The following is a 23754-nucleotide window of genomic DNA, read 5'->3' as shown; positions in this document are numbered from 1 at the left end:
TGATTGAAGGTGTGCTAACACGTCCGGCATGTCAACGCCGCCCGACCGCCGGTCCCGCAAGCGCCTCGCCACGCGGCAGGGCATCTCCGACACGGCGACGCGCCTGTTCTTCGAGCGCGGCTTCGACGCCGTCACGGTGGACGAGATCGCGGCCGCGGCCGACGTCGGGCGGATGACGGTGTTCAACCATTTCCCCCGGAAGGAGGACCTGTTCTTCGACCGCGACGAGGAGGGCCGCGCGGTGCTGCGGGACGTCCTGCGGCGGCGCGACCCCGGCGTGTCGCCGCTCGAAACGCTGCGCCGGCTCGCGCACCGGCTCGTGGCCGAGGACAGGCCCTACGTCAGCTTCTCGGCCGGGAGCCTGAGATACGTCGAGGCCGTCGGGGACAGCGAGGCCCTCAAGGCCCGCGCGCGGGCGATCCGCGACGAGCTCGCGGGCGAGGTGGCGGCGGGTCTGGCCGCCTGCGCCGGGCGCGCGGCCGACGACCCGGACGCCCGCCTCGCCGCGGCCCTGCTGCTCGCGGCCTGGACGGCCGCCTTCGTCGAGGCCCACCGGGTCTACCGGCAGGGGCGGGACGCGGGAGCCGCGAGGGCCGCCCTCCTCGCCGTGATCGACAGGGGGGCCCGCGGCCTCGAAGCCGCGATGGCCGGCACACCCTATGCATGATCCCGCGGCCCGGGAGCGGGGCCGGCGTCCGCGTCCCGGAGGGGGCGGGCGGAGGCCGTCCCGCGCCGGTCGAAGGCGGGCTTCACGCCCGGAACGGGGGCGCTTCCCATGCATCGCGCAAGTCGAGGGCGGGACGGACCTGTAACGCCGCCGTTACAACTCTGGTCCTGGCTGCGCTGCATTGACAGCCGCGGCGAGACACCTGCATGTTGTGCGGTGCGTTGCAGCATGGCGCCTGCCGCCGCCTCGGAGATCCGCCGGTGACATCTGTTTTCGGAGCACCGACGGGTTCGGCTCGGCCGCGCCGGACCGCGCCCGCGAGCCGGGGCTGAGGTGACGGCGGCACGGGCCGAGGCGGGCCCGCTCACCCTCGTCGGCATCCCGGTGATCCGGTGGATGTTCGGTCTGCGGGTCTGGACCGCCATGATGCTGGCCCTCTACGTGGCGTTCTGGCTGGAGCTCGACGGCGCCTCGTCGGCGGGGACCTGCGTCGGGATCCTGGCCCTGCCGACCCGCGGTCAGGCGTCCGAGAAGGCCTTCTATCGCTCGATCGCCACCGTGGTCGGCGTCACGGCGTCGATCGCGATCACGGGCCTGTTCTCCCAGGCGCGCGACCTGTTCGTCGTCGCCTTCGCGGGGTGGCTCGGCCTGTGCGTCTACGGGGCCGCCTTCCTCGACGGCAACAAGGCCTATTGCTGCGTCCTGTCGGGCTACACGGTGGCGATCGTGTCCGTGTTTCAGCTCGACTCGCCGCAGGACGTCTGGTCGAGCGGCATCAACCGCGGCGCCGCGATCGCGGTCGGCATCGCCGCCATCACGCTGATCAACGACATCTTCGCGGCGCCGGACGTGCTCCCGAAGGTCCTGAACGGCGTCGGCGCCGCGCGCCGCAAGGCGCTCGACCTCGGCCGCGCCGCGCTGTCGGGCCGCGCCGTGGACGACGCGGACGCCCTTGACGTGTTCAAGGCCGTCTCGGCGCTGCATCCGCAGGTGTCGGCGATGGAAACCGAGTCGTCCTTCGGCCGCTACCGCGCCGCCGCGGCCCGGAGCACCATCGTGGCGGCGGTCGAGGAGGCGGTGGCGGCCCGCGCGCTCGCCCGCCACCTGGAGGATGCCTCGCCGATCGACGGGGCGGCGGACGACCTCGGGGCCGCCTCCGCCGCGGAAGCCCTGCGCCGGCGCTGCGACGCGGCCGGCCTGCGGTCGTCCCCCGCCCGCGCCGCGCTGCCGTTCCTGATCGCCGGCGCGCTCGCCGAGGCGGACCGGCTCGCCTGCGCGGGCCTCGCCGACCTCGCCTCCGACCGCCGGCCGGAGCGCGAACCTCGCCTTCCCCTGTTCCGATCGCGCCGGCTCGCGGCGCGCAAGGGCGTCCGCGTCGCGGTCGCGGTCGCGCTGTCGGCCGTGCCGCTCGTCTACAGCTCCTGGCCGCAGACCTACGTCGTCTTCGCGTTCCTCGGCATATTGGGGGCGCTCGGCTCCACCACGCCGAACATCCAGAGCTTCGCGTCCGGCGCCATGGTGGCCCTGCCCATCGGCATGGCGCTCGCGGGCTTGACGGAATTCGTCGTGCTCGACGGCGCCGACGCCTTTCCGCAACTCGCCATCGCCATGGCGCCGCCGATCATCGGCGCCGGCCTGCTCGTGTCGAGCCCCAACCCCAAGCTCGCCGGCATGGGCTCCCTCCTGCTGATCTTCACGCCGGTGTTCCTGTCCCCGGCCAACCCGCAGAAGTACGATCCGCTGTCGTTCCTGGTGCAGTGCCTGCTCGTGATGACGGCCGTCGCCATGCTCAAGATCTGGCTGGCGATCATCCCGCCCGCGGGCGATGCGCTGCGCCGCCGGTGGCTGATCCGCTCGGCCGGCGACGACCTCCGCGCCGCGGCGGCGGGCCGCGGCCGGCGGCTCACCCCCGGCGAGGCCGCCTACCGCGCGGCGGACCGCATCGGGCAGGTGGCGGCGCTCGGGTCCGCGGGCGACCCCGCGCGCGGCGCCGCGCTCGCCGACGCCTTCGCGCTGGCCGAGACGGAAGGCGCCCTGCGCCGCGCCCGCGCCCGCCTCGCCGACCTCCGCGCCCGGCCGGACGGGAGCGCGCCGGCCCGCGCCGGCCTGGCGGCCCTGTCGGCGCTCGACAGGGAAGCCCTGCGGCGGGCGGCGCCGGAGCTCGAAGCGCAGCCGGCCGGCCTGCGCGCCGCCGCCGCCATGCTCCACCTCGTCGATCTCCTCGACGCCCACCGCGCCGCCCTCGACCGGCTCGTGCCGGGGCTGGTGCGGACATGACGGGCTACGGCGAGTTCGTCGTCGGCGGCGTGCTGATGGCGCCCTTCGTCGCCTATGCGGCGGGGGCGCTCGCGATCGTCCTGACGCTCCGCCCCGTGCTGCGCCGCGTCGCCTTCGACCGCGCCTTCGCGAACCCGCCCCTGGCGAACCTGTGCCTCTACGTGCTGGTGCTGGCCGCCCTCATCGTGCTGTTCTGACCGGAGCCCGGCATGGACGACCGCCCCTCCACGCTTCAGACATCGGCCGGAACGCCGGCGCCGCGCGCCGTGCTGGACGTCTCGTCGCCGAAGGGCAGGTCCCGTCCCGGCGGCGGGGACGCGGCCGGGCGGGAAGGCTCGACGGAGGCCGAGGCCCGCGCGCCCGCCCCGACGCGCGAAGCCGATCCGTCGCCACCCGCCCCGCGCGAGGCGGCTCCGCGGCGGCCCCATCTCCTCCTGCGGATGTCGGCGCGGGCGCTCAAGCTCCTCGCCACCGCCCTGATCCTCGCTGCGGCGGCCGTCGCGGCCCTGCTGATCTGGAACTACTACGTCACCTCGCCGTGGACGCGGGACGGGCGCGTGCGCGTGCAGGTGGCCAACGTGGCGCCGCAGGTGTCGGGTCAGATCACCGAGATCCGCATCATCGACAACCAGTTCGTCCACAAGGGCGACGTGCTCTACGTGATCGACCCGTTCGACTTCAAGGTTTCGCTGCAGACCGCCCGGGCGACCGTGAAGCAGCGGGCGGCCGACCTCCAGGTCAAGCGCGTGCAGGCCGAGCGCCGCCAGCACCTCAGCAACCTCGCCACGACGCCCGAGGAGCAGCAGCAGTATGTCGGCAACGCCACCCAGGCGGAGGGCGCCTTCGAGGCCGCCCAGGCCGAGGAGGCCCAGGCCGAGATCAACCTCAAGCGCACGGAGGTGACGAGCCCGGTCAACGGCTTCGTCACCAACCTCCAGATGCGCGTCGGCGACTTCGCCCACGAGGGCACCAGCGACCTGTCGGTGATCGACGCGGACAGCTTCTGGGTCGACGGCTATTTCGAGGAGACCAAGATGGCCCGCGTGTGCGTGGGCGACGCCGCGCAGGCCGCGCTCATGGGCTACGCCCAGCCGCTGCTCGGCCACGTGCAGAGCGTGACGCGCGGCATCAGCGTGTCGGACGCGGCGTCGAGCACGCAGGGGTTGCCCAACGTCGACGCCGTCTACACCTGGGTGAGGCTCGCGCAGCGCGTGCCGGTGCGCATGAAGATCGACCACGTGCCGCCGGGCGTGCCGCTGGTGTCGGGCATGACCGCCACCGTGTCGGTGCGCGCCGCCGCGGCGCCCCCGCCGGGCCCGTGGTGGCGGGCCAAGCTCGACGGCGCGGCGGCGAGCCTGCGCGACCTCGTCGACCGGCCGGCCCCCCGGACCGACTGCGTGCCGGCCGTCGGCGATCTCGACGGGCGCACCGTGACGCTGCCGACCCCCGAGCCGAGCCCGCCCCGCCGCGCCGACCAGATCAACCCCGGCCTGACGCCCGGCATGACGGACCCGCCCCGGCCGCGGTGAGGGGCGGTCAACCCCTCACCTCTGCGAGGGCCTGCCCGACGCTGGGACCGCAGCCCGGCCGTCTCCGCCCGCAGCGGTCGTCGAGCCTCGATCGACGAGCGCGTCGAGCCACGCAACCGACGGTCCCGGATGTGTTGACGGCTGAGAAGACGCGTCCCATCCTCGGACACTCACGCGCGGGAGCCGGCACCATGGCGACGAACAGGAACGCCTCGACTGCATCGAGGCTGTCGAAGATCCCTGCGAGCGGCAAGGGCCGGGCTACGGAGAGGTCGTGCAAGTCTTCCGACCTCGCCCAGAGCAAGACTGCCAAGGTCGGAAGGGCGCTGTCGTCGGCCAGCAAGGCCGTCGGGGCTTTCGGAAACAAGAATGCCGGGGAGTGACCGCGAGGTCTTCGATCTCTTCCGGTCGAACGGCACTGCCGCTCTTGAGGTCAGATACCTGGCCTATGCGCTTTTCACCTTCGAGAAGAGCGAGTGGGCCGACCACTTCGCAAAAAGAAACGGCAGACCTCCGGCTCAGGCCGACGTCGACGACTGGATCGCGAACCTCAGCGACCATCGCTTCGAGGATCTGCGTCGCCAAGCCGTCGACCTCTTCGACATCGCTGCGCGCAACTATCTCCGGGAAGAGATGGAGGCGGCCGACGAGCGGGCGCTCGGTTCCGCGATCGTGGCGCAGGTGAGGAACGCGGGATCGTTCTGGAAGCAACTCGGCTTGGCGCTCGCCACGGCCATCGTCGCTCCGATCCTGCTCGGCGGCGTCATCCTCGGCGCCAAATATTACAGCTCGCTCCCGACGCCGGCCGACATCGCCGCGAAGGGGGAGCCGGCGGCTTCGCCCGCCGAACGGAAGCCAAGCGGGCACCCGCCGTCAGCCCCGCCTTGACAGGCGCCCCCCGCCCCGGTCCTCATCGCTCCGGGGAGCCGAAAAGCCTGACATAAGCTCAGCGGCCCCGAAACGATCCACGACGGGGGGACGCGACGTGACCATGGCGCTGGGCAGGCCGGATCAGGCCGCGATGGACGATGCCGTGCGGCACCTCGTCAGCCACTACAACCCCAAGGGCAACCGGGTCGGATGGCTGATGCTGTCCTCGATCCTGGTCGAAGCCTGGGACCTCTACTCCATCGCCTTCGTGCTGGTCTTCATCAAGGACCAGTACCACCCGGACCCGTTCCTGCTCGGCCTCGCCGCCGCGGCCACGCAGGGCGGCGCGCTGGTGGGGGCGCTCGCCGGCGGCTGGCTCGCCGACAAGGTCGGGCGGCGCATCATGTTCCTCGCCACCATGATCCTGTTCATCGTGCTCGCGGTGGCCCAGGCCTTCGTCACCAGCGTCGAGTGGCTCGTGGTGGTGCGGCTGCTGCTCGGCGTGCCGCTCGGCTCCGACATCTCCAACGGCTACACCTACATCATGGAGTCCATGCCCAAGGGCGTGCGCGAGGTGATGGGCAACCGCTGGCAGTTCATGTTCGCGGTCGGCGAGGTGCTGACGCTCGCGGTGATCGCCGTGTTCCTGCTGGCCGGGCTCGACCACGAACTGCTGTGGCGGGTGACGCTGGGCCTCGGCGCGGTGCCGGCGCTGGTGATCCTGCTGATGCGCCACGACCTGCCCGAGACGGCCGTCTGGCTGATCCGCCACGGCCGCTTCCGCGAAGCCAAGCGGACCACCCGCGCCATGTACGCCGACGACCTGCCCATGCTGCCCGACCGCGACGTCGACGTGCCGAAGCCGCGCCCGACCGCCTTCCTGGCCGACCTGCGCCGCGACCCCATCCGCTGGCGCGCCACGCTCTTCGGCTGGATCGCCTGCTTCGCGCAGGGGTCGGAATTCGCGACCTTCGGATTCTACCTGCCGGTGCTGTTCACCATGGTTGGCGTGTCCGGCGTGCTGGGCAACAACCTCGTGCTGATGGCGCTCTATAGCCTCGCCGCCGTGTCGGGCTGGGTCGGGCCGCTGCTCACCCCCAAGATCGGCCATCGCGGCATCTCGATCTGGGGCTTCTCGATCGTGCTCGTGTCGCTGGTCGTGGCCGCCTGGGCCATCTGGGCGGGCCACAGCGCCGTGCTGCCCTTCGCCGCCGCCGCCATGCTGTGGGGCCACTACTGGGACGCGTCGAACTGCATGACGATCCCGACCATGGTGGCGCGGCCCGAATACCGCGGCACGGCCAGCGGCTTCGCCTACATGTTCGTGAAGCTGCCCTCGTTCCTGTCGATCTTCCTGTTCCCGCCGCTGTTCACCGCCGTGGGGCAGGCCGCCGCGACGCTGTTCGTCTGCATCTTCCCGCTCTGCGGACTGCTGGCGGCGATCTTCGTGCTGCCGGAGGTCTACGGCTACGACGGGGACTGACCGGCATCTCGCGCGGCCGGCCCGGGCCGGACCGGCTGCGCGGCAGACCTGGACGGATGGCGATCATGACGGAGCCATGGTCCGCACGGCCTCGATGAGTTCCTCGGCGGCCCGCACCGCCCACGTCGCCTCGGACAGGGAGGGCGGGTCGAGCATGTAGTCCGCCGAACTCCGTAGCCGGCCCGTCCTGTTGATCGCGCGCCCGTACTCGCCGGCGAGGCGCTCCGTGCCGACCATCTTCTGCCCGAAGAAGGACAGGAGACCGGAATGCGTCTTGATCGCCGCCGTCTGTTCACCGAAACCCGCACCGTAGAGCGCGGCATGCGCGGCGTTGAACATCGCATAATAGGCACGGTTGCATGCCCCTTCGGCGTCTCCGATCGCCAGCATGTTGCGGGCGCTCGCGAGGGTGCGCGCCGCCTTCGCGAGATAGGCCGCAGCGTAGTCGGGGTCGCTCACAGGCGGATGCCGTCGCGGCGAATGTCGCGGACGAGATACCGCGTCAGCCCGCTCTCGGCGTCGTCGAACTCCCCCTCCCAGAGCGGCGTCGCCTCGACCAGGACGTCGAGGTCCATCATCACGTCGAAGGCGACGTCCGCCATGTCGAGGACGGCCGCGCCGCGGTCATCCGTCTCGCCGCGGAGCACCACGGCGACATCGGCATCGCTGTCCGGACGATGGGTGCCGCGGGCGCGGCTGCCGAACAGGTAGGCCTCGCGCACGGGATAGCGCTCGCCGACCAACGCGAGGAAGCGTCGCGCCGCCCGCAGCGTCATGTCATCGACGGGCGGCGCGGAGGCGATCGGGGCAGGCTGCGCCGTCATCGGTGTCGTTCCCTCGTCGACGAGGCGGAGACTATCACCGACGGGCGCCGGGGCCCATCACATGTTGGGGTAGTTGGGTCCGCCGCCGCCCTCGGGCGGGATCCAGGTGATGTTCTGCGACGGGTCCTTGATGTCGCAGGTCTTGCAGTGCACGCAGTTCCCGGCGTTGATCTGAAACCGCGGCTCGCTCTTCTTCGCCTCGTCGCCGTACACCACCTCGTAGACGCCCGCCGGGCAGTAGAGCCGCGCCGGCTCGCCGTAGAGCGGCAGGTTGCGCGCGATCGGGAGCGACGGGTCCGCCAGCACGAGGTGGGCCGGCTGGTTCTCCTCGTGGTTCGTGCCCGACAGGTAGACCGAGGACAGCTTGTCGAAGGAGAGCACCCCGTCCGGCTTCGGGTAGGCGATCGGCTTCACCTCGTCGAGCCGCTTCAGCGTGGCGTGGTCCGGCTTGCCGTGGGAGAGCGTGCCGAAGGGCGAGCCGCCGAACAGCTGCTGGCACCACATGTCGAGGCCGCCGAGCGCCACGCCCGGCATGGTCCCGAAGCGCGACCACAGCGGCTTCACGTTGCGCACCCGGCGCAGGTCCGTGCCGATCGCCGAGGACCGCCACGCCGCCTCGTAGGAGCCGAGCTCGTCGTTGGCCCGGCCGGCGTCGAGCGCCTCAACGGCGTGCTCGGCCGCCATCATGCCGCTCAGGATCGCGTTGTGCGAGCCCTTGATGCGCGGCACGTTGACGAAGCCCGCCGCGCAGCCCACCAGCGCGCCGCCCGGGAAGCTGAGCTTCGGCACCGACTGCCAGCCCCCTTCCGTGATGGCGCGCGCCCCGTAGGCGATGCGCCGCCCGCCCTTCAGCGTGTCGGCCATCATCGGATGCGTCTTGAAGCGCTGGAACTCGTCGAAGGGCGACAGCGTCGGGTTCTCGTAGTTGAGGTGGACCACGAAGCCCACGCTCACGAGGTTGTCCTCCATCCCGTACATGAAGGAGCCGCCGCCCGTGCGGTTGCCGAGCGGCCAGCCGAAGGAATGCTGCACGAGCCCGGCCCTGTGCGTCTCGGCCGGCACCTCCCACAGCTCCTTGAGGCCGATGCCGTATTTCTGGGGATCGCGCCCCGCGTCGAGCGCGAAGCGGCGGATCAGCGTCTTGGCGAGCGAGCCGCGGGCGCCCTCGGCCACCAGCACGTATTTGGCGCGCAGCTCCATGCCGCGCGTGTAGCCGTCCGTCACGGCGCCGTCCCGGCCGACGCCCATGTCGCCCGACGCGACGCCCACCACCTCGCCTCGGCTGCCGTAGAGCACCTCGACGGCCGCGAAGCCGGGGTAGATGTCGACGCCGAGCGCCTCGGCCCGGCGGCCGAGGTAGCGGGCCACGTTGGCGAGCGAGCCCACGAAGTTGCCGTGGTTGCTCATCAGCTTGGGCATCAGGGCGTTGGGCAGCCGCAGGCCGCCCGCCGGCCCGAGGACGTAGAAGCGGTCGTCGCTGACCTCGACCGTGAGCGGGCGGTCGTCGTGGGTCCGCCAGTCGGGGAGGAGCGCGTCGAGGCCGGCGGGGTCGACCACGACGCCGGACAGCACGTGGCTGCCGACCTCGGCGCCTTTCTCCAGCACCACGACGGCGAGGTCGGGCCGGAGCTGCTTCAGGCGGATGGCGCTGGCGAGGCCCGCGGGCCCGGCGCCCACCACCACCATGTCGAACTCCATCGCCTCGCGCGCCGGCGCCTCGAAGCCGCCCGCCGCGCCGTCGCCCTGCGCCATGATCGTCACGTCCCCTGCTCGCCCGCTGACAGGGGTTCATCTAGTGACGGGCGACCGGGCGTGCAAATGCGGCACCTGCGACCGGCGGGTCGCGACGGGGCCCCGACGTCACGGCGTCCCGGCGGCCTTCCGCAGCGCGGCGAGCACGAAGGCGTCCCGCGTCTGCTTGTGCTGCTCCGCCGCTTCCGTGATCCGGGAATACAGGTCGGTCGGCACCGGGACGTCCACGATGATGTCCTCCACCGTGCCGTGCGCCGGCGCGTAGACGACCTGGACGAGGTGGGACGCGAAGCGCTGGACGAGGCCGTCCTTGTCGGCGTCGGTGAGCTTCGGCACGGCGGCGACGACCGGGCAATAGGCGGCGACGACGTGGTCGACCACTTCGCCGTTCGGCATGCCCTCCGCCTTCATGGCGGCGATGTCGGCCTTGAGGGCGGGGTCGGCGCGGGGATCGTCGTAGGGCTTGAGGCTCTGCCCGAGGTCGCCCGGCAGCGGCTTCGTCGCGGCCGGGGCCGCGACGGGGCATTCGAAGGCCGCGTGGGCGAGGCCGGGCGCCATCACGGCGCCCGGCAGGACCGCGCAGGCCAGGGCGAGCGCGGCTCGGCGAGGGGAAAGGCCCATGCGTCTCGGTCTCCGTCGGCGGTTCGACGCATCAAACGTCGAGGCGGCCGCCTTGTTTCGCCGCGCCCGCCGCGTCGGCCGCGGCCTTCAACGCCGTACCAAACCGTCCTAAGAGGGAGGATGACCCTCGACGCCGCCGCCCGCGACGAACTCGAAGCGCTGCTGCGCTGGTACGTCGACATGGGCGTCGATATCGCGGTGGACGCCGAGCCGCACGACCGTTTCGCCGAGGCCGCGGCGGCGGCCGCCGCCCCGAAGCCGGAAGCCTCGGCCGAGGCGCCGCGCCGCGCGCCGGCCGGCCTCGCCGCGCCGGGGCTGCCGGGGCTGGCCGCGCCGCCGCTCGTCGGGGGCGCCGCGGCGCTGTCGGCGGAGCTCGCGGCGCGCTCGGCCCGCGAGGCGGCCGCCGAAGCGCGCGACCTCGACGAGCTGAAGGCCGTGCTCGAAGCCTTCGAGGGCTGCAGCCTCAAGGGCACGGCCACGCGCCTCGCCTTCTCGGACGGCGAGCCGTCGGGCCGCGTCATGGCCGTGGGGGAAGCGCCGGGCGCCGAGGAGGATCGCCAGGGCCGGCCCTTCTCGGGCCGGTCGGGCCAGCTGCTCGACCGCATGCTGAAGGCCATCGGGCTCGACCGGTCGGCCGTCTACGTCGCCAACGTCGTGCCCTGGCGCCCGCCGGGCAACCGCACGCCGACCCCGCAGGAGGTGGCGATCTGCCGGCCCTTCATCGCGCGGCAGATCGAGCTGGCGGACCCGGATTTCCTGCTCTGCCTCGGCGGGCCGGCGGCGCAGAGCCTGCTCGGCGCCAAGGAGGGCATCATGCGGCTGCGCGGCCGCTGGCACGACTACGACACCGGGCGCCGCACCGTGCGCGCCCTGCCGATGCTCCACCCGGCCTACCTGCTGCGCACCCCGGCCCACAAGAAGCTCGCCTGGGCGGACCTGCGCACCCTGCGCAAGGCGCTCGACGCTTCCGCTTGATCGGCCGCGCCCGATCCCGTCAAACAGGGGAGGCGGGTCAGGGGGCGGCATGGCGGGGCAGGCGATACCGGAGGGCACGCGCGAAACGTTGCTGTTTCTCGGCACGGCGGGCATCGCGGTGCCGCTGTTCCACCGCCTGCGCGTGTCGCCCGTGCTGGGCTTCCTCATCGCCGGCGTGGCGCTCGGGCCCTACGGCCTCGGGTGGCTGGCCCGGATCGTGCCGGCGCTGTCGGCCCTGTCGATCGGCGAGGACAGCCCCCTCGACGGCATCGCCGAGTTCGGCGTCGTGTTCCTCCTGTTCATGGTGGGGCTGGAGCTCAGCTTCGAGCGCCTGTCGCGGCTCCGGCGCCTGGTGTTCGGCCTCGGCGCGCTGCAGCTCCTGCTTTCGGCCGCCGTCGTCGTCGCCCCCGCGGTGATGCTCGGCCTGTCGGCCCCCGCCGCGGTCGTGCTGGGGCTGGCGCTGGCGCTGTCCTCCACCGCCGTGACCGTGCCGGTGCTGGCCGAGCGCAAGCACCTGAACTCCTCCGCGGGCCGCACCGTCTTCTCCGTGCTGCTGTTCCAGGACCTCGCGGTGGCGCCGCTGCTGTTCACCGTGACGGCGCTGTCGGCGCCGCGCGAGGGCGGCCTCGGCGTGGCGCTGCTGTTCACGCTCGGCCCCGCCGTCCTGGCGCTGGCGCTGATCGTGTTCCTCGGCCGGCTGGTGCTGCGCCCGCTGTTCCACGTCGTGGCGGCGACGAAGTCGACCGAGCTGTTCATGGCGGCCTGCCTGCTCGTCGTCATCGGCACCGGCGCCGTCGCTGTGGCCGGGGGCCTGTCCATGTCGCTCGGCGCCTTCCTGGCCGGGCTGCTGCTCGCGGAGACCGAGTTCCGCCGCGAGATCGAGGTGACGATCGAGCCCTTCAAGGGCCTGCTGCTCGGGCTGTTCTTCGTGTCGATCGGCGTGCGGCTCGACCTCGGCGCCATCGCGGCGCGGCCGGATGTCATCGCGGCGCTCGTGCTCGGCGTGGTGGCCCTCAAGGCGCTCGTCGTCTACGGGCTCGCGCGGGCCTTCCGGCTGCCGCGCGGCGTGGCGGGCGAGGTGGCGCTGCTCCTGGGGCCCGCGGGCGAGTTCGCCTTCGTGCTGGTGGCGCAGGCCGCCGCGGCCGGCCTGCTGCCGGGCGAGGTCGCCCACGTCACCGTGGTCGCCGTGACCCTCACCATGATGCTGATCCCGGCCCTCGCCCGCCTCGGCCAGCGGCTCGGGCGGCGGCCCGCGGCCGTGCCGGTCCCCTCCGAGCCGCCGCCCGACGACGGGGAAGCGCGCGTCATCATCGTGGGCTACGGCCGCGTGGGGCGGCTCGTCGGCGAGATGGTGGCGCTGCACGGCCTGCCGTTCATCGCGGTGGACGGCGACCCGCGGCTCGTGCGGCGCGAGCGCGACGCCGGGGTCCCGGTCTATTACGGCGACGCCACGCGCCACGACTTCCTGGAGAAGTGCGGGCTCGGCGCGGCCCGCGGGCTCGTGGTGACGCTCAACGACCCCCGCGTCGCCGAGGAGGTGGTGGAGGCCGCGCGGGCGGGGCGGGCCGACCTCACCATCGTGGCCCGCGCGCGGGACGCCGAGCAGGCCCGCCGCCTCTACGACCTCGGCGCCACCGACGCCGTGCCCGAGACCATCGAGGCGAGCCTGCAGCTCAGCGAGGCGGCGCTCGTCGACATGGGGGTGGCGGCCGGCTACGTGATCGCCTCCGTGCACGAGAAGCGCGACGAGTTCCGCAAGCTGCTGAACGAGCCGCGCCCCGACGGCCGCGAGCGGCGCGCGATCCGGCGCCCGCTCAAACGCTCGTGATCCGGGATCGGAGGGCCCCCGGCCCTCCGCGGGGCACGGGGCGGATCCCCGGACCTTCGGATATCAGTTTGCCGGGGCGCCGCAGGCCGCGCGCCTCCGGACACCCGCGTCGAGGCCCCATCGTCCATGATCACGCTCTACGACCCCGCGGCCTCGGCCCGCGAGATCCCGCCCGCCGCGACGCCGCTCGCGCTGGGCGACGACACGCTGTGGATCGACCTGATCGACCCCTCGGACGCCGAGGACGACCGCGTCGAGCGGGCCACGGGCTTCATCCTGCCGCGCCCGCACCAGCTCGCCGAGATCGAGCCGTCGAGCCGCCTCGTCGCGGAGGATGGCGTGCTGATGATGTCGACGCCCGTGCTCTACCGCGAGGAGGGCCTGCTGCACACGACGCCCGTGGGCTTCGTGCTCGGCCCCGACCGCCTCGTGACGGTGCGGGCCCACACGCTGAAGAGCTTCTCGGACTACGTGGCGGGCCGGCAGGGCGCGGCCCCGCTCGACGGGCCGGTGGACGCGCTGCTCGGCCTGCTCGACGGGATCATCGCCCGCATGGCGGACGGCATGGAGGCGGTGGGGGCCGACCTCGACGCGGTGTCGAAGCGGATCTTCAACATCGCCCAGCGCGACGGGCGGCAGAAGCCGATCCGCATCGAGCGCCGCCTGCGGGAAACCCTGCAGGTGATCGGGCGCAGCGGCGACACCACCTCGCACGCCCGCGACAGCCTGCTCGGCCTGTCGCGCCTCCTCGTCTTCCTGGCCAACAAGGGCGGCGACCGCATCGGCCAGGACCACCGCGAGCGGATCGAGATCCTGCGCCAGGACGTGGCGGCGCTCGGCGACTACGAGACGCGCCTGACCGACAAGGTGCAGTTCCTGCTCGACTCCACGCTGGGCTTCATCAACATCGAGCAGAACCGCACCTTCAAGCTGCTGACGATCATCTCCGTGGTCGGCATCCCGCCGACCTTCGTGGTGGGGCTCTACGGCATGAACTTCAAGAACATGCCGGAATACGACTGGGCCTACGGCTACCAGTGGGGGCTGTTCCTCGTGGTGCTCAGCATCGTGGTGCCGATGGTGTGGCTCCGGGTGAAGGGCTGGTTCTGATCAGGGCCGCGCGAGGCCGCGCAGCAGCGGCGTGCCCCGGTAGACATCGGCGACCGTGCAGCGCCGTCCGAGCCGGATCGAAGGCGTCGAGAGCATCGCACAGGAGGCGCTCGACGTTGCCGGCGATGCGGGCATGGTTGACGGATGTCGGCGTCATCATCACCGGCACCCCGTCGATCAGTTCCCAGCCTTCCCCGTCCGGCCGCGTCGTCTGGAAGGCGCGGAAGTCCTCGACCGGCATCCAGGACCGGCCGGGTTCGGCTCCCTTCGCGAGCGACATGGCGATGCTCCGCACTGGCAGGTGTGGCGAGCCTGTCGGTTCCCCGACGCCCGTCAAAGCGCTCCCGAGAACGCCGCCTATCCCAGCCGCGCCAGCGTTTCGGGATCGGGGATGCCGCTGAAGCAGCGGTCGAGCGCCGCCCGATACAGGGCGTCGTCCGGCGCGGCGCGCCCGAACAGCGTCATCGACGAGCGGAACTTGACGTCGTCGGGCGAGCCCAGGATCGCCGTGATGCCGCGCCCCTCGACGGCCAGCACGAGGCCGGTGCAGCGCCGCAGCCGCTCGCCGAGCACCGGATGCGCCAGATAGGCCCGCGCCTCGTCGAGCGAGCGGATCGCGTAGCGCTGCGCCATGGCGCTGAAGCCGAGGCCCGCGACCTGCGGGAACACGAACCACATCCAGTGGCTGCGCTTGCGCCCCGCCTCCAGCTCCGCCAGCACGGCGTCGAAGACCGGGGCCTGCGCGGCGATGAAACGCTGCAGGTCGTGGGGGTCGTCCATGGCGCGCCTCGCTCCTCGGCTGCGCCTCCAATGCCCGGCCCGGCGCCCGCGTTGCGCCGGGCCATCCCGATGCGCGCCGCACCGGCCCGAAGGTTCCACCGGGTCGGCATCCGCTTCGAGCCGCTCATGGCCGCGACGCTGACCCCGCAGCTTGTGTGTGACAAGCTGCGGGGGGTTGCTTAGACGGGACACCCCGCCGCCGCACCGCCCGGACCCCGATGACTCCGCCCCTCCCCACGCTCGACCGCTTCCGCCGCATCGTCGTCAAGGTGGGCTCGTCGCTCGTGGTGGACGCCGCCGCCGGCACGCCCAAGCGCGCCTGGCTGGAGGCGCTCGGCGACGACATCGCGGGGCTGCACCGCGCCGGGGCGGACGTGGCGGTCGTGTCGTCGGGCGCGGTGGCGCTCGGGCAGCGCGTGCTGAAGCTGCCCCCGGGTGCGCTGAAGCTCGACGACAGCCAGGCCGCCGCCGCGGTCGGCCAGATCGCGCTGGCGCGCATCTGGGCCGAGGTGCTGGGCGCGCGCGGCATCACGGCCGGGCAGGTGCTGGTGACGCCGGGCGACACGGAGGAGCGCCGCCGCTACCTCAACGCCCGCGCCACGATGGAGCGGCTGTTCGGGCTCCGCGCCGTGCCGGTCATCAACGAGAACGACACGGTGGCGACGAGCGAGATCCGCTACGGCGACAACGACCGCCTGGCGGCCCGCGTCGCCACCATGGCGTCGGCCGACCTCCTGGTCCTGCTCAGCGATATCGACGGCCTCTACACGGCGCCCCCGGCGCAGGACCCGTCCGCGACGCTGATCCCCGTGGTCGAGCGGATTGACGCGTCCATCGAGGCCATGGCGGGCGGCGCGGCCTCGATCTATTCGCGCGGCGGCATGCGCACCAAGGTCGAGGCCGCCAAGATCGCCACGGCCGGGGGCACCCACATGGTGATCGCGGACGGCCGCGTGTTCCAGCCGCTCGCCCGCATCCGCGAGGGCGGGCGCTGCACCTGGTTCACCACGGCGTCGAATCCCCGCGCCGCCCGCAAGGTGTGGATCGGCGGCACGCTGGAGCCGCGCGGCGCGCTCATCATCGACGAGGGTGCCGCGCGGGCGCTCGGGCAGGGGGCGAGCCTGCTGCCCGCGGGCGTGGTCGCGGTGACGGGCGAGTTCGCGCGCGGCGACTGCCTGCGCATCCTCGATCCCCACGGCAGCGAGCTCGGCCGCGGGCTGTCGGCCTTCGACAGCGCCAACGCCCTGCTGCTCGTCGGCCGCAACAGCCGCGACATCGAGGGGCTGACCGGCGCCACCGGCCGCGCCGCGATGATCCACCGGGACGACATGGCGCTCCGGGGGGAGTAGGATCCGCGGCAGATTCGAACCGTCACTGAGCCGAACCTATCAATTCGGAGGTGTTCTATGCATCCTCAAAGCTCTGCCAGTCGGCTCGTGAAACGAAAGCGTAGACCAGCCGAATCGAACTCTATGCTGTCGATCGACCACAATGCGATGTATCCCAGGCGCCTGAAGCCGAGTGGTCCGCCATCTTGCTCAGTTACCGCGTCATCGGTTAAGACGGCCGCTTTCCTCTGACGAAGGAATGCGACAAGTTCTTCGCTCTTTCTGTCGCCGGGTCGGAGTTCGGGATCGTCATAACGGCCACCTCGGAACCAGTGCTTATGAACGCAGGGGTATATTTCGCCATCGACTTCGGCGAGCCATGACCCCCGCCGCCCAGTTGCCCTCGCGCGTCGCACCATGGCGCATCTCTCCCGTGTATCCGCTTCTCGCCGCTGAATGCCTGCACGGATCGGCGCGTGCTATCCCTCCAGCACGCGCACCGGCGCGCCTCGCCGCCACGCCGCGATGCACTCCACCATCTGCGGGAAGGCGGCCTCGTAGGTGGCGCGGCTGACGTAGCCGATGTGGGGCGTCGCCAGCACGGTCGGCATGGTGCGCAGCGGGTGGTGCTCGGGCAGCGGCTCGGTGTCGAACACGTCGAGCCCCGCGCCGGCGAGGCGCCCGGCCCGCAGCGCCTCGACCAGCGCCGCCTCGTCGACGATCGGCCCGCGCGACGTGTTGACGAGGTAGGCGGTGGGCTTCATCAGCCCGAGCTCGCGCGCGCCGACGAGCCCGCGCGTGCGCTCGCCGAGCTTGAGGTGCACGGTCAGAACGTCGGCCTCGCGGAACAGCGCGTCCTTCTCGACGCGCTCGACGCCGACCGCCGCGGCGTCCTCGGCCCTGAGGTTCTGGCTCCAGGCGACGCACCGCATGCCGAAGACGCGGCCGAACTCGGCGACGCGCCGGCCGATCTTGCCGAGGCCGAGGATGCCCAGCGTCCTGCCCTTCACGTCGGTGCCGAGCCCGACCTGCCAGCCGCCGGCCGCGACCGAGGCGGCCTGCCGGGCGATGCCGCGCGTCACCCCGAGCACGAGGCCCCAGGCGAGGGCCGGCGTGGCGTCCGGCTCGCCGCCCGCCGTGCCGCAGACCGGCACGCCGCGCGCCGCGCAGGCCGCGACGTCGATCGCCGCGTTCCAGAGCCCCATCGTGACGACGAGCTTCAGGCGGGGCAGGGCGGCCAGGAGCTCCGCGCCGAGCGGCGTGCGCTCGCGCGTCAGCACGAGGATGTCGAAGGGCGCGAGGCGCGCCGCGAGCCCCGCCGGGTCGGACTCGTGGTCGTGGAAGAACGTTGTCTCAGTGCCGGCGAGGCTGTCCCAGTCGGCGAAGCCGCGGGCCACGCCCTGGTAGTCGTCGAGGACGGCGATGCGGAGCGGGGCGGATCCATCTGTCATGCGTCACCGGAAGGTCGCGGGAGCGCGGCGTCGGAATGCGCCGGCCGGCGGGTCAACGCCGACGGGCCACGCGGGGATCGAAGGCCGGGAAACGCCGAACCCGGGAGCGCGGATTTCGCGAAGCCTTTCCGAAGCTTGAGCGGCCCGCGCCGTGGCGAAAAAGCGCCGAAAAAAGGCTTGTGCGCCGCGGCGCTTTTCCTTATCTCTCCCCTTGCCCAAATCGCACGTGCCTGTGGTCGTGTGTCGGTTGGCGGGGTTCGGACAAGAGGCCGATAAACCGTCAGTTCCAACCGGCAGCCGGAGGCGAACCGGCGAACCCCGTCTCAAACGGGGGACGCGACTTAAAGCAACGACGGACCGGGCTTTTTCGTCTCTGTCGGCCCTCCAAAGGCCGGCGTACCGAAGAGGCTTGTCTTTCTTGCCGGGCGTGCGGAGGGAACCCTTCCTTCCAATCGATGGCTCTTCACGAAGCGGCAGACGCCGCGGCGCGCGGAGCTGACGGCGCAGCATCAGATCGGCGCGTCGCCGGCCCGCATCCGCGGGCCGACGGCCGGGCCGGTCGCGGTCGGCCACGTCCTCTCGACGCCTCGCGTTCTCCACCGCGCGAGCGATCGACGACCTGTCCCCGCACCCTTTCCAGTCAGTTCCGGCGCCCCGCGGCGCCAAAAGGGATGCCGCCATGACCGACCGTATCGTCGACTTCCTCCGCCGCCGCACCGAAGACGGGCCCTGCATGGTGCTCGACCTCGACGTCGTGCGCGACAACTACAATTCCTTCGCCAAGGCCCTGCCGGACACGCGCGTCTTCTACGCCGTGAAGGCCAACCCGGCCCCCGAGGTGCTGTCCCTCCTGGCCGGGCTCGGCTCCTGCTTCGACACCGCCTCCGTGGTCGAGATCGAGCAGGTGCTGGCCGCGGGCGCCGCGCCCGAGCGCATCTCCTTCGGCAACACCATCAAGAAGGAGCGCGACATCGCCCGCGCCCACGCCCATGGCGTGTCGCTCTTCGCGGTGGACTGCGAGGCCGAGGTCGAGAAGGTCGCCCGCGCGGCGCCGGGCGCCAAGGTGTTCTGCCGCATCCTGTGCGACGGCTCGGGCGCCGAGTGGCCCCTGTCGCGCAAGTTCGGCTGCGCGCCCGACATGGCCGGCCGCGTGCTGGAGCACGCCCACCGCCTCGGCCTCGTCGCCTACGGCCTGTCGTTCCACGTCGGCTCGCAGCAGCGCAACCCGCGCATGTGGGACGGCGCGCTGGCGGCCTCGGCGGCCATCTTCAAGGACCTCGCCGAGCGCGGCATCGCCCTGCAGATGGTCAACCTCGGCGGCGGCTTCCCGACCAAGTACCTGAAGAGCGTCCCCGCCGTGCGCCAGTACGGCAAGGCCATCTTCGAGGCGCTGCGCAAGCACTTCGGCAACCGCATCCCCGAGACCATCATCGAGCCCGGCCGCGGCATGGTGGGCAACGCCGGGATGATCGAGGCCGAGGTGGTGCTCGTCTCGAAGAAGTCCGACGAGGACCGCATGCGCTGGGTCTACCTCGACATCGGCAAGTTCAACGGCCTCGCCGAGACCATGGACGAGATGATCCGCTACCCCATCCGCACCGAGTTCGACGGCGACGCCACCGAGCCCTGCATCATCGCCGGGCCGACCTGCGACTCCGTGGACGTGCTCTACGAGCGCGAGCCCTACGAGCTGCCGGTGTCGCTGGCGATCGGCTCCAAGGTGCTGATCGAGGGCACCGGCGCCTACACCACGACCTATTCGGCCGTGGGCTTCAACGGCTTCCCCCCGCTGAAGTCATACGTGATCTGACGTCCCGCCCGGCGGAGCGCCGGGCCGGAACCGATCGCCCCGTCCGCCGTTCCGTCGGCGGCCGGCCCCGAGCCTGTCGCAGGCTCGGATTCCTGAGTCGGCACATGTCAGCAGCAGCATGACATGCGCTGGTCCGCGTCGATCGAGGGCTCGCCCCATGATGTCTCGCACCCTTCCCGCCCTGGCCGCCGCCGGGCTCGCTGCCCTGCGCCCCGCCGCCTTTCGCCTGCGCGACGAGCGCGCCGGCGACGTCGCGGCGCGCGAAGCCCTCCTCGACGCGAGCTTCGGCCCGGCCCGCTTCGCCAAGACCTGCGAGCGACTGCGCGAGGGGCGCCGCCCGGCCGAGGGACTGAGCCTCGTCGCCGTCGACGGCGGCACGGTCGTCGCCACGCTGCGCTTCTGGCACGTCGAATGCGGCAGCCGCCCCGCGCTCATGCTGGGGCCGCTGGCGGTCGCGGCGAGCCACCGCTCGGCCGGCATCGGCGGCGCGCTGATCGCCCACGGGCTGCGGCGGGCCGGAAGGCTCGGCCACGGCGGCGTGATGCTGGTCGGCGACGCGCCCTATTACGCGCGCTTCGGCTTCAGCCGCGCGCCGGTCGAGCGGCTCGTGCTGCCGGGCCCGGTCGACCTCGCCCGCTTCCTCGGCCTGGAACTGCGGCCCGGCGGGCTCGCCGGCGCGCGGGGCCGGGTGGTCGCCACGGGCCTGATCGTCGGCGAGCGCCGAAGCGGGGAGCCCCTCCGCCGGGCGGCGTAGCGCGGTCCGTCCTCCCTGCTGCCCGGAAGCGGCGTCCTTGCGGGCCCGTCGCGCCGGGCGTAGCCTCCTTCAACCGTGAGTCCCGTTTCGGCGAGCGCCGTCGAGGGACGCGGGGAGGCCCGCCATGCTGACACGATCCGCCCTCGTCCTCGGCCTCCTGCTGGCCGGCTCGTCCGGTGCCGCCCGCGCCGACGACGCGTCGCGCCTGAAGCTCGCGCGCGAGATCGTGGTCGTCACCCACACGGTCGACAACACGCGCAAGCTGATGCCGACCTTCATGGGCCAGATGCGCGACATGCTGGTGAAGATGGACCCGACCCACACGAAGGACATCGACACCATCCTCCAGCGCTCGGGCCAGAAGCTCGACGATCAGTTGTCGAGCTTCGCCGACCTCGCCGCGGAGGTCTACGCCCGCGAGTTCTCCGAGGAGGACCTCCAGGCCGTGCTGGCCTTCGACCGGTCGCCCGCGGGGCAGCACCTGATCGACAAGCAGCCGGAGATCACCCAGGCGATGGCGAAGGTCGGCCAGCAGTGGGGCCAGATGGTCGCCCAGCAGGTCATCGCCGACTACCAGAAGGAGAAGGCCGCGGAGGTCCCCACGCCCAAGCTCTGAGGGCGCGCCATGTGACGGTCCGCACGGCTTGACCGTGACGGCCCCCTTCGGTCTATGGCGGCGGCGATACCGCAGCGCACCCGAGGAGTTTCCATGGCCGATCACCCGGTCCACGCCCGTTTCGACGGGCCCATCGTGATGATCGGCTTCGGCTCGATCGGCCGGGGCACGTTGCCCCTGCTGGAGCGCCATATCGCCCACGACCGCGCCAAGTTCACCGTCATCGCCCCCGACGACGCCGACCGGCGCCTCCTCGACGAGCGCGGGATCCGCTTCGAGCACCTCGCCATCACCCGCGACAACTACCGCGACGTGCTGACCCCGCTGCTGACCGCGAACGGCGAGCGCGGCCTCGTCGTCAACCTGTCGGTCGACACTTCCTCGGTCGACCTGATCGACCTCTGCAAGGACATCGGCGCGCTCTACGTCGACACGGTGGTCGAGCCCTGGCCGGGCTTCTACACGGACACGAGCCTGTCCGTGTCGCAGCGCTCCAACTACGCGCTGCGCGAAACGCTGATGGACCTGCGCCGCCGCCGCCCGGGCGGCCCCACCGCGGTCTCGACCTGCGGCGCCAATCCCGGCATGGTGTCGTGGTTCGTCAAGCAGGCCCTGCTGAACGTCGCGAAGGACACCGGGCACGACGCGCCCGAGCCCACCACCCGCGAGGGCTGGGGCCGGCTCGCGCAGAGCCTCGGCGTCAAGGGCATCCACATCGCCGAGCGCGACACCCAGCGCGCCAAGACGCCCAAGGCCATGGGCACCTTCGTCAACACCTGGTCGGTCGAGGGCTTCGTGTCGGAAGGGCTGCAGCCGGCCGAGCTCGGCTGGGGCACGCACGAGAAGAAGCTGCCCGAGGAGGGCCGCCACCACGACTTCGGGCCCGGCTGCGCCATCTACCTCATGCGACCCGGCGCCGGCACCCGCGTGCGCTCCTGGACGCCCACCGCCGGCCCGCAGCACGCCTTCCTGGTGACCCACAACGAGTCGATCTCGATCGCCGACTATTTGACCGTGACGGAAGGCGGGAAGGCCGTCTACCGCCCGACCTGCCACTACGCCTACCACCCGGCCGACGACGCCGTGCTGTCGCTGCACGAGATGGCCGGCGACGCGTGGCAGCGCCAGGAGCACATCCACATCCTGAACGAGGACGAGATCGTCGACGGCATCGACGAACTCGGCGTGCTGCTCTACGGCCACGGCAAGAACGCCTACTGGTACGGCTCGCAGCTCTCAATCGAGGAAACGCGCCGCATCGCCCCCTACCAGAACGCCACGGGCCTGCAGGTCACCTCCGCGGTGCTGGCCGGCGTCGTCTGGGCGATCGAGAACCCCGAGGCCGGCATCGTCGAGGCCGACGAGATGGACTTCCGCCGCTGCCTCGAGGTGCAGACGCCCTATCTCGGCCCCGTGGTCGGCGCCTACACGGACTGGACGCCGGCGGACGGGCGCGGCGTGCTGTTCCCCGAGGAGGTGGACCGCGACGACCCGTGGCAGTTCACCAACGTCATCGTGCGCTGACGACCATTTGAAGGGCCGCCCCATGAGCCGCGTCACCCTCTACCACGCGCCGCAGACCCGCTCCTCCGGCGCCCTGGTGCTGGTGGAGGAACTCGCGGCGGACGTCGACGTTGTGGTGCTCGACCTGAAGGCCGGCGAGAACCGCGCGCCGGACTTCCTGGCCGTGAACCCGCTCGGCAAGGTCCCGGCGCTGCTCGACGGCGACGCGCTCGTCACCGAGCAGGTCGCGGTGTTCCTGTTCCTCGCCGACCGCTTCCCGGAGCGGGGCTTGGCGCCCGCGGTCGGCGATCCGCTGCGCGGCCCCTACCTGCGCTGGATGAGCTTCTACGGCTCCTCCTTCGAGCCGGCCTGCGTCGACCGCTTCATGAAGCGGGAGCCGGGCCCGGCCGCCATGTCGCCCTACGGCGACTACGGCACGGTGGTGAAGGCGGTGACGGACCAGCTCGCCCGCGGCCCCTGGATGCTGGGCGAGCGCTTCACGGTGCTCGACGTGCTGTGGGGCGGCGCGCTCGGCTGGATGACGATGTTCGGCATCGTCGAGGCGACCCCCGTCGTCGCCGCCTACGTCGAGCGCGTGGCGTCCCGCCCGGCGAGCCGCAAGGTGCGGGAGGGGGATGCCGCGCTCGCCGCCGCGCAGGCGGCGAAGCGGGGCGGGGCGTCCCCGGCCTGAGGCGTCGCCCCTCCGTCCGTGCTAGAAGGGCGCGCGGTCGGCGGGGATCGCGCGGGACGGCGCCATGGCGATGACGATGACGGGCGAGGTCGCTCTGCCGGTGGACCGGCCTACGGTCTGGGCCAAGCTGAACGATCCGGTCACCTTGAAGAACTGCGTCGGCCTGATCGAGTCGATGGAGCAGACGGGCGACGACAGCTTCGCCTTCCTGGTGCGGGCGAAGATCGGCCCGCTGGCGATCGCGTTCCGCGGCCGGATCGTGCTGACCGACGTCGTGCCGCTGCTGTCCTACCGCATCAACGCGCAGGGCGAGGGCGGCTTCGCCGGCCACGCCGGGGGCCACGCTGACGTGGTGCTGACCGACCTGCCGGGCGGCACGCTGCTCGCCTACGCGGTGGAGCTCGACCTCGGCGGCCGGCTCGCCCGCATGGGCGCCCGCGTCATGGACGGCGTCGCCCAGCGGGCGGCCGACCGATTCTTCGCCGGCTTCACGCGCGAATGCCTCCGGTAGCCGGTGGAATGGAGGCGCGGGCGTCCGTCCGTGATCGGCTCGTCGGCGAGCCGAGTGGGGAAGCGGCCCCGGCCACGCCAAGCTCGAACAGCATCCGGGCCGACCTCCCGCCGCGGCCGGATCAGCGCAGTCCGACAGGCTGCGCCTCGCATGAGCCTCTTCGGCGTGGTCGTCCCGCACCGCGGGGCGGAGCCGGCGCCGATTCATCCGCCCTCCTCACCGGAGATGGCGGGCGCGATATCGCAACGGCAGCATGTCTGAAGCGGCTTCGAAGAAGATCTGGTCGCAGATTCCCAATGGATCAGCGATCGAACTGGCAGAATGACGGACGTATTGTCTGATGTAAACGTTCGTGCGGGGGCAGTCTTCATCCC

General features: G+C 72.2%; 23 protein-coding genes. 16 read left to right on the top strand and 7 right to left on the bottom strand.

The genetic code is table 11. From position 1 onward, the window contains the following. Nucleotides 1–28 precede the first annotated feature (28 nt). The 6 genes from L7N97_RS09070 (at nt 29) to L7N97_RS09045 (ending at nt 6826) form a co-directional block, all read left to right on the top strand. Complete coding sequence (locus L7N97_RS09070) at nt 29–667, top strand: TetR/AcrR family transcriptional regulator (protein ID WP_237477986.1); 639 nt, start codon at nt 29–31, stop codon at nt 665–667. Between the two features lie 333 nt (nt 668–1000). Continuing rightward, a complete protein-coding gene (locus tag L7N97_RS09065) occupies nt 1001–2944 on the top strand; it encodes an FUSC family protein (RefSeq protein ID WP_237477985.1) in 1944 nt (647 codons plus the stop codon). Continuing rightward, nucleotides 2941–3141: a DUF1656 domain-containing protein gene (locus L7N97_RS09060; protein WP_237477984.1), complete on the top strand. Its 201-nt coding sequence runs from the start codon at nt 2941–2943 to the stop codon at nt 3139–3141. Before L7N97_RS09065 ends, L7N97_RS09060 begins: the two co-directional genes overlap by 4 nt. Before the next feature lie 12 nt (nt 3142–3153). After that, nucleotides 3154–4473 (top strand): HlyD family secretion protein, encoded by a 1320-nt coding sequence (locus L7N97_RS09055; RefSeq protein ID WP_428980970.1) that lies wholly within the window; start codon nt 3154–3156, stop codon nt 4471–4473. A gap of 369 nt (nt 4474–4842) precedes the next feature. After that, entirely contained in the window at nt 4843–5361 is a 519-nt protein-coding gene (locus L7N97_RS09050) for a hypothetical protein (RefSeq protein WP_237477983.1), read from the top strand. A gap of 103 nt (nt 5362–5464) precedes the next feature. Further along, nucleotides 5465–6826, top strand: coding sequence for an MFS transporter (locus tag L7N97_RS09045; RefSeq protein WP_237477982.1), 1362 nt, complete (start codon nt 5465–5467; stop codon nt 6824–6826). Between the two features lie 63 nt (nt 6827–6889). Here the strand turns inward: L7N97_RS09045 and L7N97_RS09040 are convergent, their stop codons facing one another. From L7N97_RS09040 to L7N97_RS09025, 4 genes are all read right to left on the bottom strand, one after another. After that, nucleotides 6890–7285: a HEPN domain-containing protein gene (locus L7N97_RS09040; RefSeq protein WP_237477981.1), complete on the bottom strand. Its 396-nt coding sequence runs from the start codon at nt 7283–7285 to the stop codon at nt 6890–6892. Continuing rightward, on the bottom strand, nt 7282–7650 hold the full coding sequence (locus tag L7N97_RS09035) for a nucleotidyltransferase domain-containing protein (RefSeq protein WP_237477980.1): 369 nt from the start codon (nt 7648–7650) through the stop codon (nt 7282–7284). The genes L7N97_RS09040 and L7N97_RS09035 overlap by 4 nt, the downstream gene beginning before the upstream one ends. Nucleotides 7651–7707: 57 nt before the next feature. Beyond that, nucleotides 7708–9402 carry an electron transfer flavoprotein-ubiquinone oxidoreductase gene (locus tag L7N97_RS09030; RefSeq protein ID WP_237482122.1) on the bottom strand — a complete coding sequence of 565 codons (1695 nt, stop codon included), beginning with the start codon at nt 9400–9402 and terminating at the stop codon, nt 7708–7710. 108 nt (nt 9403–9510) lie between these two features. After that, the gene (locus L7N97_RS09025; protein WP_237477979.1) at nt 9511–10023 is read right to left on the bottom strand and encodes a hypothetical protein; all 513 of its coding nucleotides are present in this window, start codon (nt 10021–10023) and stop codon (nt 9511–9513) included. A gap of 120 nt (nt 10024–10143) precedes the next feature. Here L7N97_RS09025 and L7N97_RS09020 point away from each other — a divergent pair, with 120 nt between their 5' ends. The 3 genes from L7N97_RS09020 (at nt 10144) to L7N97_RS09010 (ending at nt 13936) form a co-directional block, all read left to right on the top strand. Next, nucleotides 10144–10998 carry a uracil-DNA glycosylase gene (locus L7N97_RS09020; RefSeq protein WP_237477978.1) on the top strand — a complete coding sequence of 285 codons (855 nt, stop codon included), beginning with the start codon at nt 10144–10146 and terminating at the stop codon, nt 10996–10998. Between the two features lie 49 nt (nt 10999–11047). Continuing rightward, a complete protein-coding gene (locus L7N97_RS09015; protein ID WP_237477977.1) occupies nt 11048–12826 on the top strand; it encodes a cation:proton antiporter domain-containing protein in 1779 nt (592 codons plus the stop codon). Nucleotides 12827–12952: 126 nt separating this feature from the next. After that, entirely contained in the window at nt 12953–13936 is a 984-nt protein-coding gene (locus tag L7N97_RS09010) for a magnesium transporter CorA family protein (RefSeq protein WP_237477976.1), read from the top strand. On the opposite strand, the gene L7N97_RS09005 is transcribed toward L7N97_RS09010, so the two are convergent. Together L7N97_RS09005 and L7N97_RS09000 are read right to left on the bottom strand one after the other, a co-directional pair. Then, entirely contained in the window at nt 13887–14216 is a 330-nt protein-coding gene (locus L7N97_RS09005; protein ID WP_237477975.1) for a PDDEXK family nuclease, read from the bottom strand. The genes L7N97_RS09010 and L7N97_RS09005 overlap by 50 nt on opposite strands. A gap of 77 nt (nt 14217–14293) precedes the next feature. Next, on the bottom strand, nt 14294–14716 hold the full coding sequence (locus tag L7N97_RS09000) for a DUF1810 domain-containing protein (protein ID WP_237477974.1): 423 nt from the start codon (nt 14714–14716) through the stop codon (nt 14294–14296). 218 nt (nt 14717–14934) lie between these two features. Between L7N97_RS09000 and proB the strand changes: the two genes are divergently transcribed. Further along, nucleotides 14935–16065, top strand: coding sequence for a glutamate 5-kinase (gene proB, locus L7N97_RS08995; RefSeq protein WP_237477973.1), 1131 nt, complete (start codon nt 14935–14937; stop codon nt 16063–16065). A 458-nt stretch (nt 16066–16523) separates the two neighbouring features. On the opposite strand, the gene L7N97_RS08990 is transcribed toward proB, so the two are convergent. After that, nucleotides 16524–17495, bottom strand: a complete 972-nt coding sequence (locus L7N97_RS08990) for a D-2-hydroxyacid dehydrogenase family protein (RefSeq protein ID WP_237477972.1) — start codon at nt 17493–17495, stop codon at nt 16524–16526. 679 nt (nt 17496–18174) lie between these two features. Here L7N97_RS08990 and L7N97_RS08985 point away from each other — a divergent pair. From L7N97_RS08985 to L7N97_RS08960, 6 genes are all read left to right on the top strand, one after another. Continuing rightward, complete coding sequence (locus tag L7N97_RS08985; protein WP_237477971.1) at nt 18175–19305, top strand: type III PLP-dependent enzyme; 1131 nt, start codon at nt 18175–18177, stop codon at nt 19303–19305. 157 nt (nt 19306–19462) lie between these two features. Next, nucleotides 19463–20059, top strand: coding sequence for a GNAT family N-acetyltransferase (locus L7N97_RS08980; RefSeq protein ID WP_428980969.1), 597 nt, complete (start codon nt 19463–19465; stop codon nt 20057–20059). Between the two features lie 124 nt (nt 20060–20183). Next, on the top strand, nt 20184–20675 hold the full coding sequence (locus L7N97_RS08975; RefSeq protein WP_237477970.1) for a DUF2059 domain-containing protein: 492 nt from the start codon (nt 20184–20186) through the stop codon (nt 20673–20675). 93 nt (nt 20676–20768) lie between these two features. Further along, nucleotides 20769–22199 carry a homospermidine synthase gene (locus tag L7N97_RS08970; protein ID WP_237477969.1) on the top strand — a complete coding sequence of 477 codons (1431 nt, stop codon included), beginning with the start codon at nt 20769–20771 and terminating at the stop codon, nt 22197–22199. A 22-nt stretch (nt 22200–22221) separates the two neighbouring features. Further along, nucleotides 22222–22869 (top strand): glutathione S-transferase family protein, encoded by a 648-nt coding sequence (locus tag L7N97_RS08965; RefSeq protein WP_237477968.1) that lies wholly within the window; start codon nt 22222–22224, stop codon nt 22867–22869. A 64-nt stretch (nt 22870–22933) separates the two neighbouring features. After that, nucleotides 22934–23380 carry an SRPBCC family protein gene (locus L7N97_RS08960; RefSeq protein WP_237477967.1) on the top strand — a complete coding sequence of 149 codons (447 nt, stop codon included), beginning with the start codon at nt 22934–22936 and terminating at the stop codon, nt 23378–23380. Nucleotides 23381–23754: the final 374 nt, after the last annotated feature.

Origin of the sequence: Lichenibacterium dinghuense (genome assembly GCF_021730615.1) — a bacterium.
Taxonomy (GTDB): domain Bacteria; phylum Pseudomonadota; class Alphaproteobacteria; order Rhizobiales; family Beijerinckiaceae; genus Lichenihabitans; species Lichenihabitans dinghuensis.
The sequence above is the reverse complement of the archived record's forward strand: the minus strand, read 5'-3'. Positions and strand labels throughout refer to the sequence as shown.

Bases quoted from the DNA above. Each gene is read 5' to 3' on its own strand.
- L7N97_RS09070 (WP_237477986.1), top strand. From the start codon at position 29: ATGTCAACGCCGCCCGACCGCCGGTCCCGCAAGCGCCTCGCCACGCGG.
- L7N97_RS09060 (WP_237477984.1), top strand. From the start codon at position 2,941: ATGACGGGCTACGGCGAGTTCGTCGTCGGCGGCGTGCTGATGGCGCCC.
- L7N97_RS09055 (WP_428980970.1), top strand. From the start codon at position 3,154: ATGGACGACCGCCCCTCCACGCTTCAGACATCGGCCGGAACGCCGGCG.
- L7N97_RS09050 (WP_237477983.1), top strand. From the start codon at position 4,843: ATGCCGGGGAGTGACCGCGAGGTCTTCGATCTCTTCCGGTCGAACGGC.
- L7N97_RS09045 (WP_237477982.1), top strand. From the start codon at position 5,465: ATGGCGCTGGGCAGGCCGGATCAGGCCGCGATGGACGATGCCGTGCGG.
- L7N97_RS09035 (WP_237477980.1), bottom strand. From the start codon at position 7,650: ATGACGGCGCAGCCTGCCCCGATCGCCTCCGCGCCGCCCGTCGATGAC.
- L7N97_RS09030 (WP_237482122.1), bottom strand. From the start codon at position 9,402: ATGGCGCAGGGCGACGGCGCGGCGGGCGGCTTCGAGGCGCCGGCGCGC.
- L7N97_RS09025 (WP_237477979.1), bottom strand. From the start codon at position 10,023: ATGGGCCTTTCCCCTCGCCGAGCCGCGCTCGCCCTGGCCTGCGCGGTC.
- L7N97_RS09020 (WP_237477978.1), top strand. From the start codon at position 10,144: ATGACCCTCGACGCCGCCGCCCGCGACGAACTCGAAGCGCTGCTGCGC.
- L7N97_RS09015 (WP_237477977.1), top strand. From the start codon at position 11,048: ATGGCGGGGCAGGCGATACCGGAGGGCACGCGCGAAACGTTGCTGTTT.
- L7N97_RS09010 (WP_237477976.1), top strand. From the start codon at position 12,953: ATGATCACGCTCTACGACCCCGCGGCCTCGGCCCGCGAGATCCCGCCC.
- L7N97_RS09005 (WP_237477975.1), bottom strand. From the start codon at position 14,216: ATGTCGCTCGCGAAGGGAGCCGAACCCGGCCGGTCCTGGATGCCGGTC.
- L7N97_RS09000 (WP_237477974.1), bottom strand. From the start codon at position 14,716: ATGGACGACCCCCACGACCTGCAGCGTTTCATCGCCGCGCAGGCCCCG.
- proB (WP_237477973.1), top strand. From the start codon at position 14,935: ATGACTCCGCCCCTCCCCACGCTCGACCGCTTCCGCCGCATCGTCGTC.
- L7N97_RS08990 (WP_237477972.1), bottom strand. From the start codon at position 17,495: ATGACAGATGGATCCGCCCCGCTCCGCATCGCCGTCCTCGACGACTAC.
- L7N97_RS08985 (WP_237477971.1), top strand. From the start codon at position 18,175: ATGACCGACCGTATCGTCGACTTCCTCCGCCGCCGCACCGAAGACGGG.
- L7N97_RS08980 (WP_428980969.1), top strand. From the start codon at position 19,463: ATGATGTCTCGCACCCTTCCCGCCCTGGCCGCCGCCGGGCTCGCTGCC.
- L7N97_RS08975 (WP_237477970.1), top strand. From the start codon at position 20,184: ATGCTGACACGATCCGCCCTCGTCCTCGGCCTCCTGCTGGCCGGCTCG.
- L7N97_RS08970 (WP_237477969.1), top strand. From the start codon at position 20,769: ATGGCCGATCACCCGGTCCACGCCCGTTTCGACGGGCCCATCGTGATG.
- L7N97_RS08965 (WP_237477968.1), top strand. From the start codon at position 22,222: ATGAGCCGCGTCACCCTCTACCACGCGCCGCAGACCCGCTCCTCCGGC.
- L7N97_RS08960 (WP_237477967.1), top strand. From the start codon at position 22,934: ATGGCGATGACGATGACGGGCGAGGTCGCTCTGCCGGTGGACCGGCCT.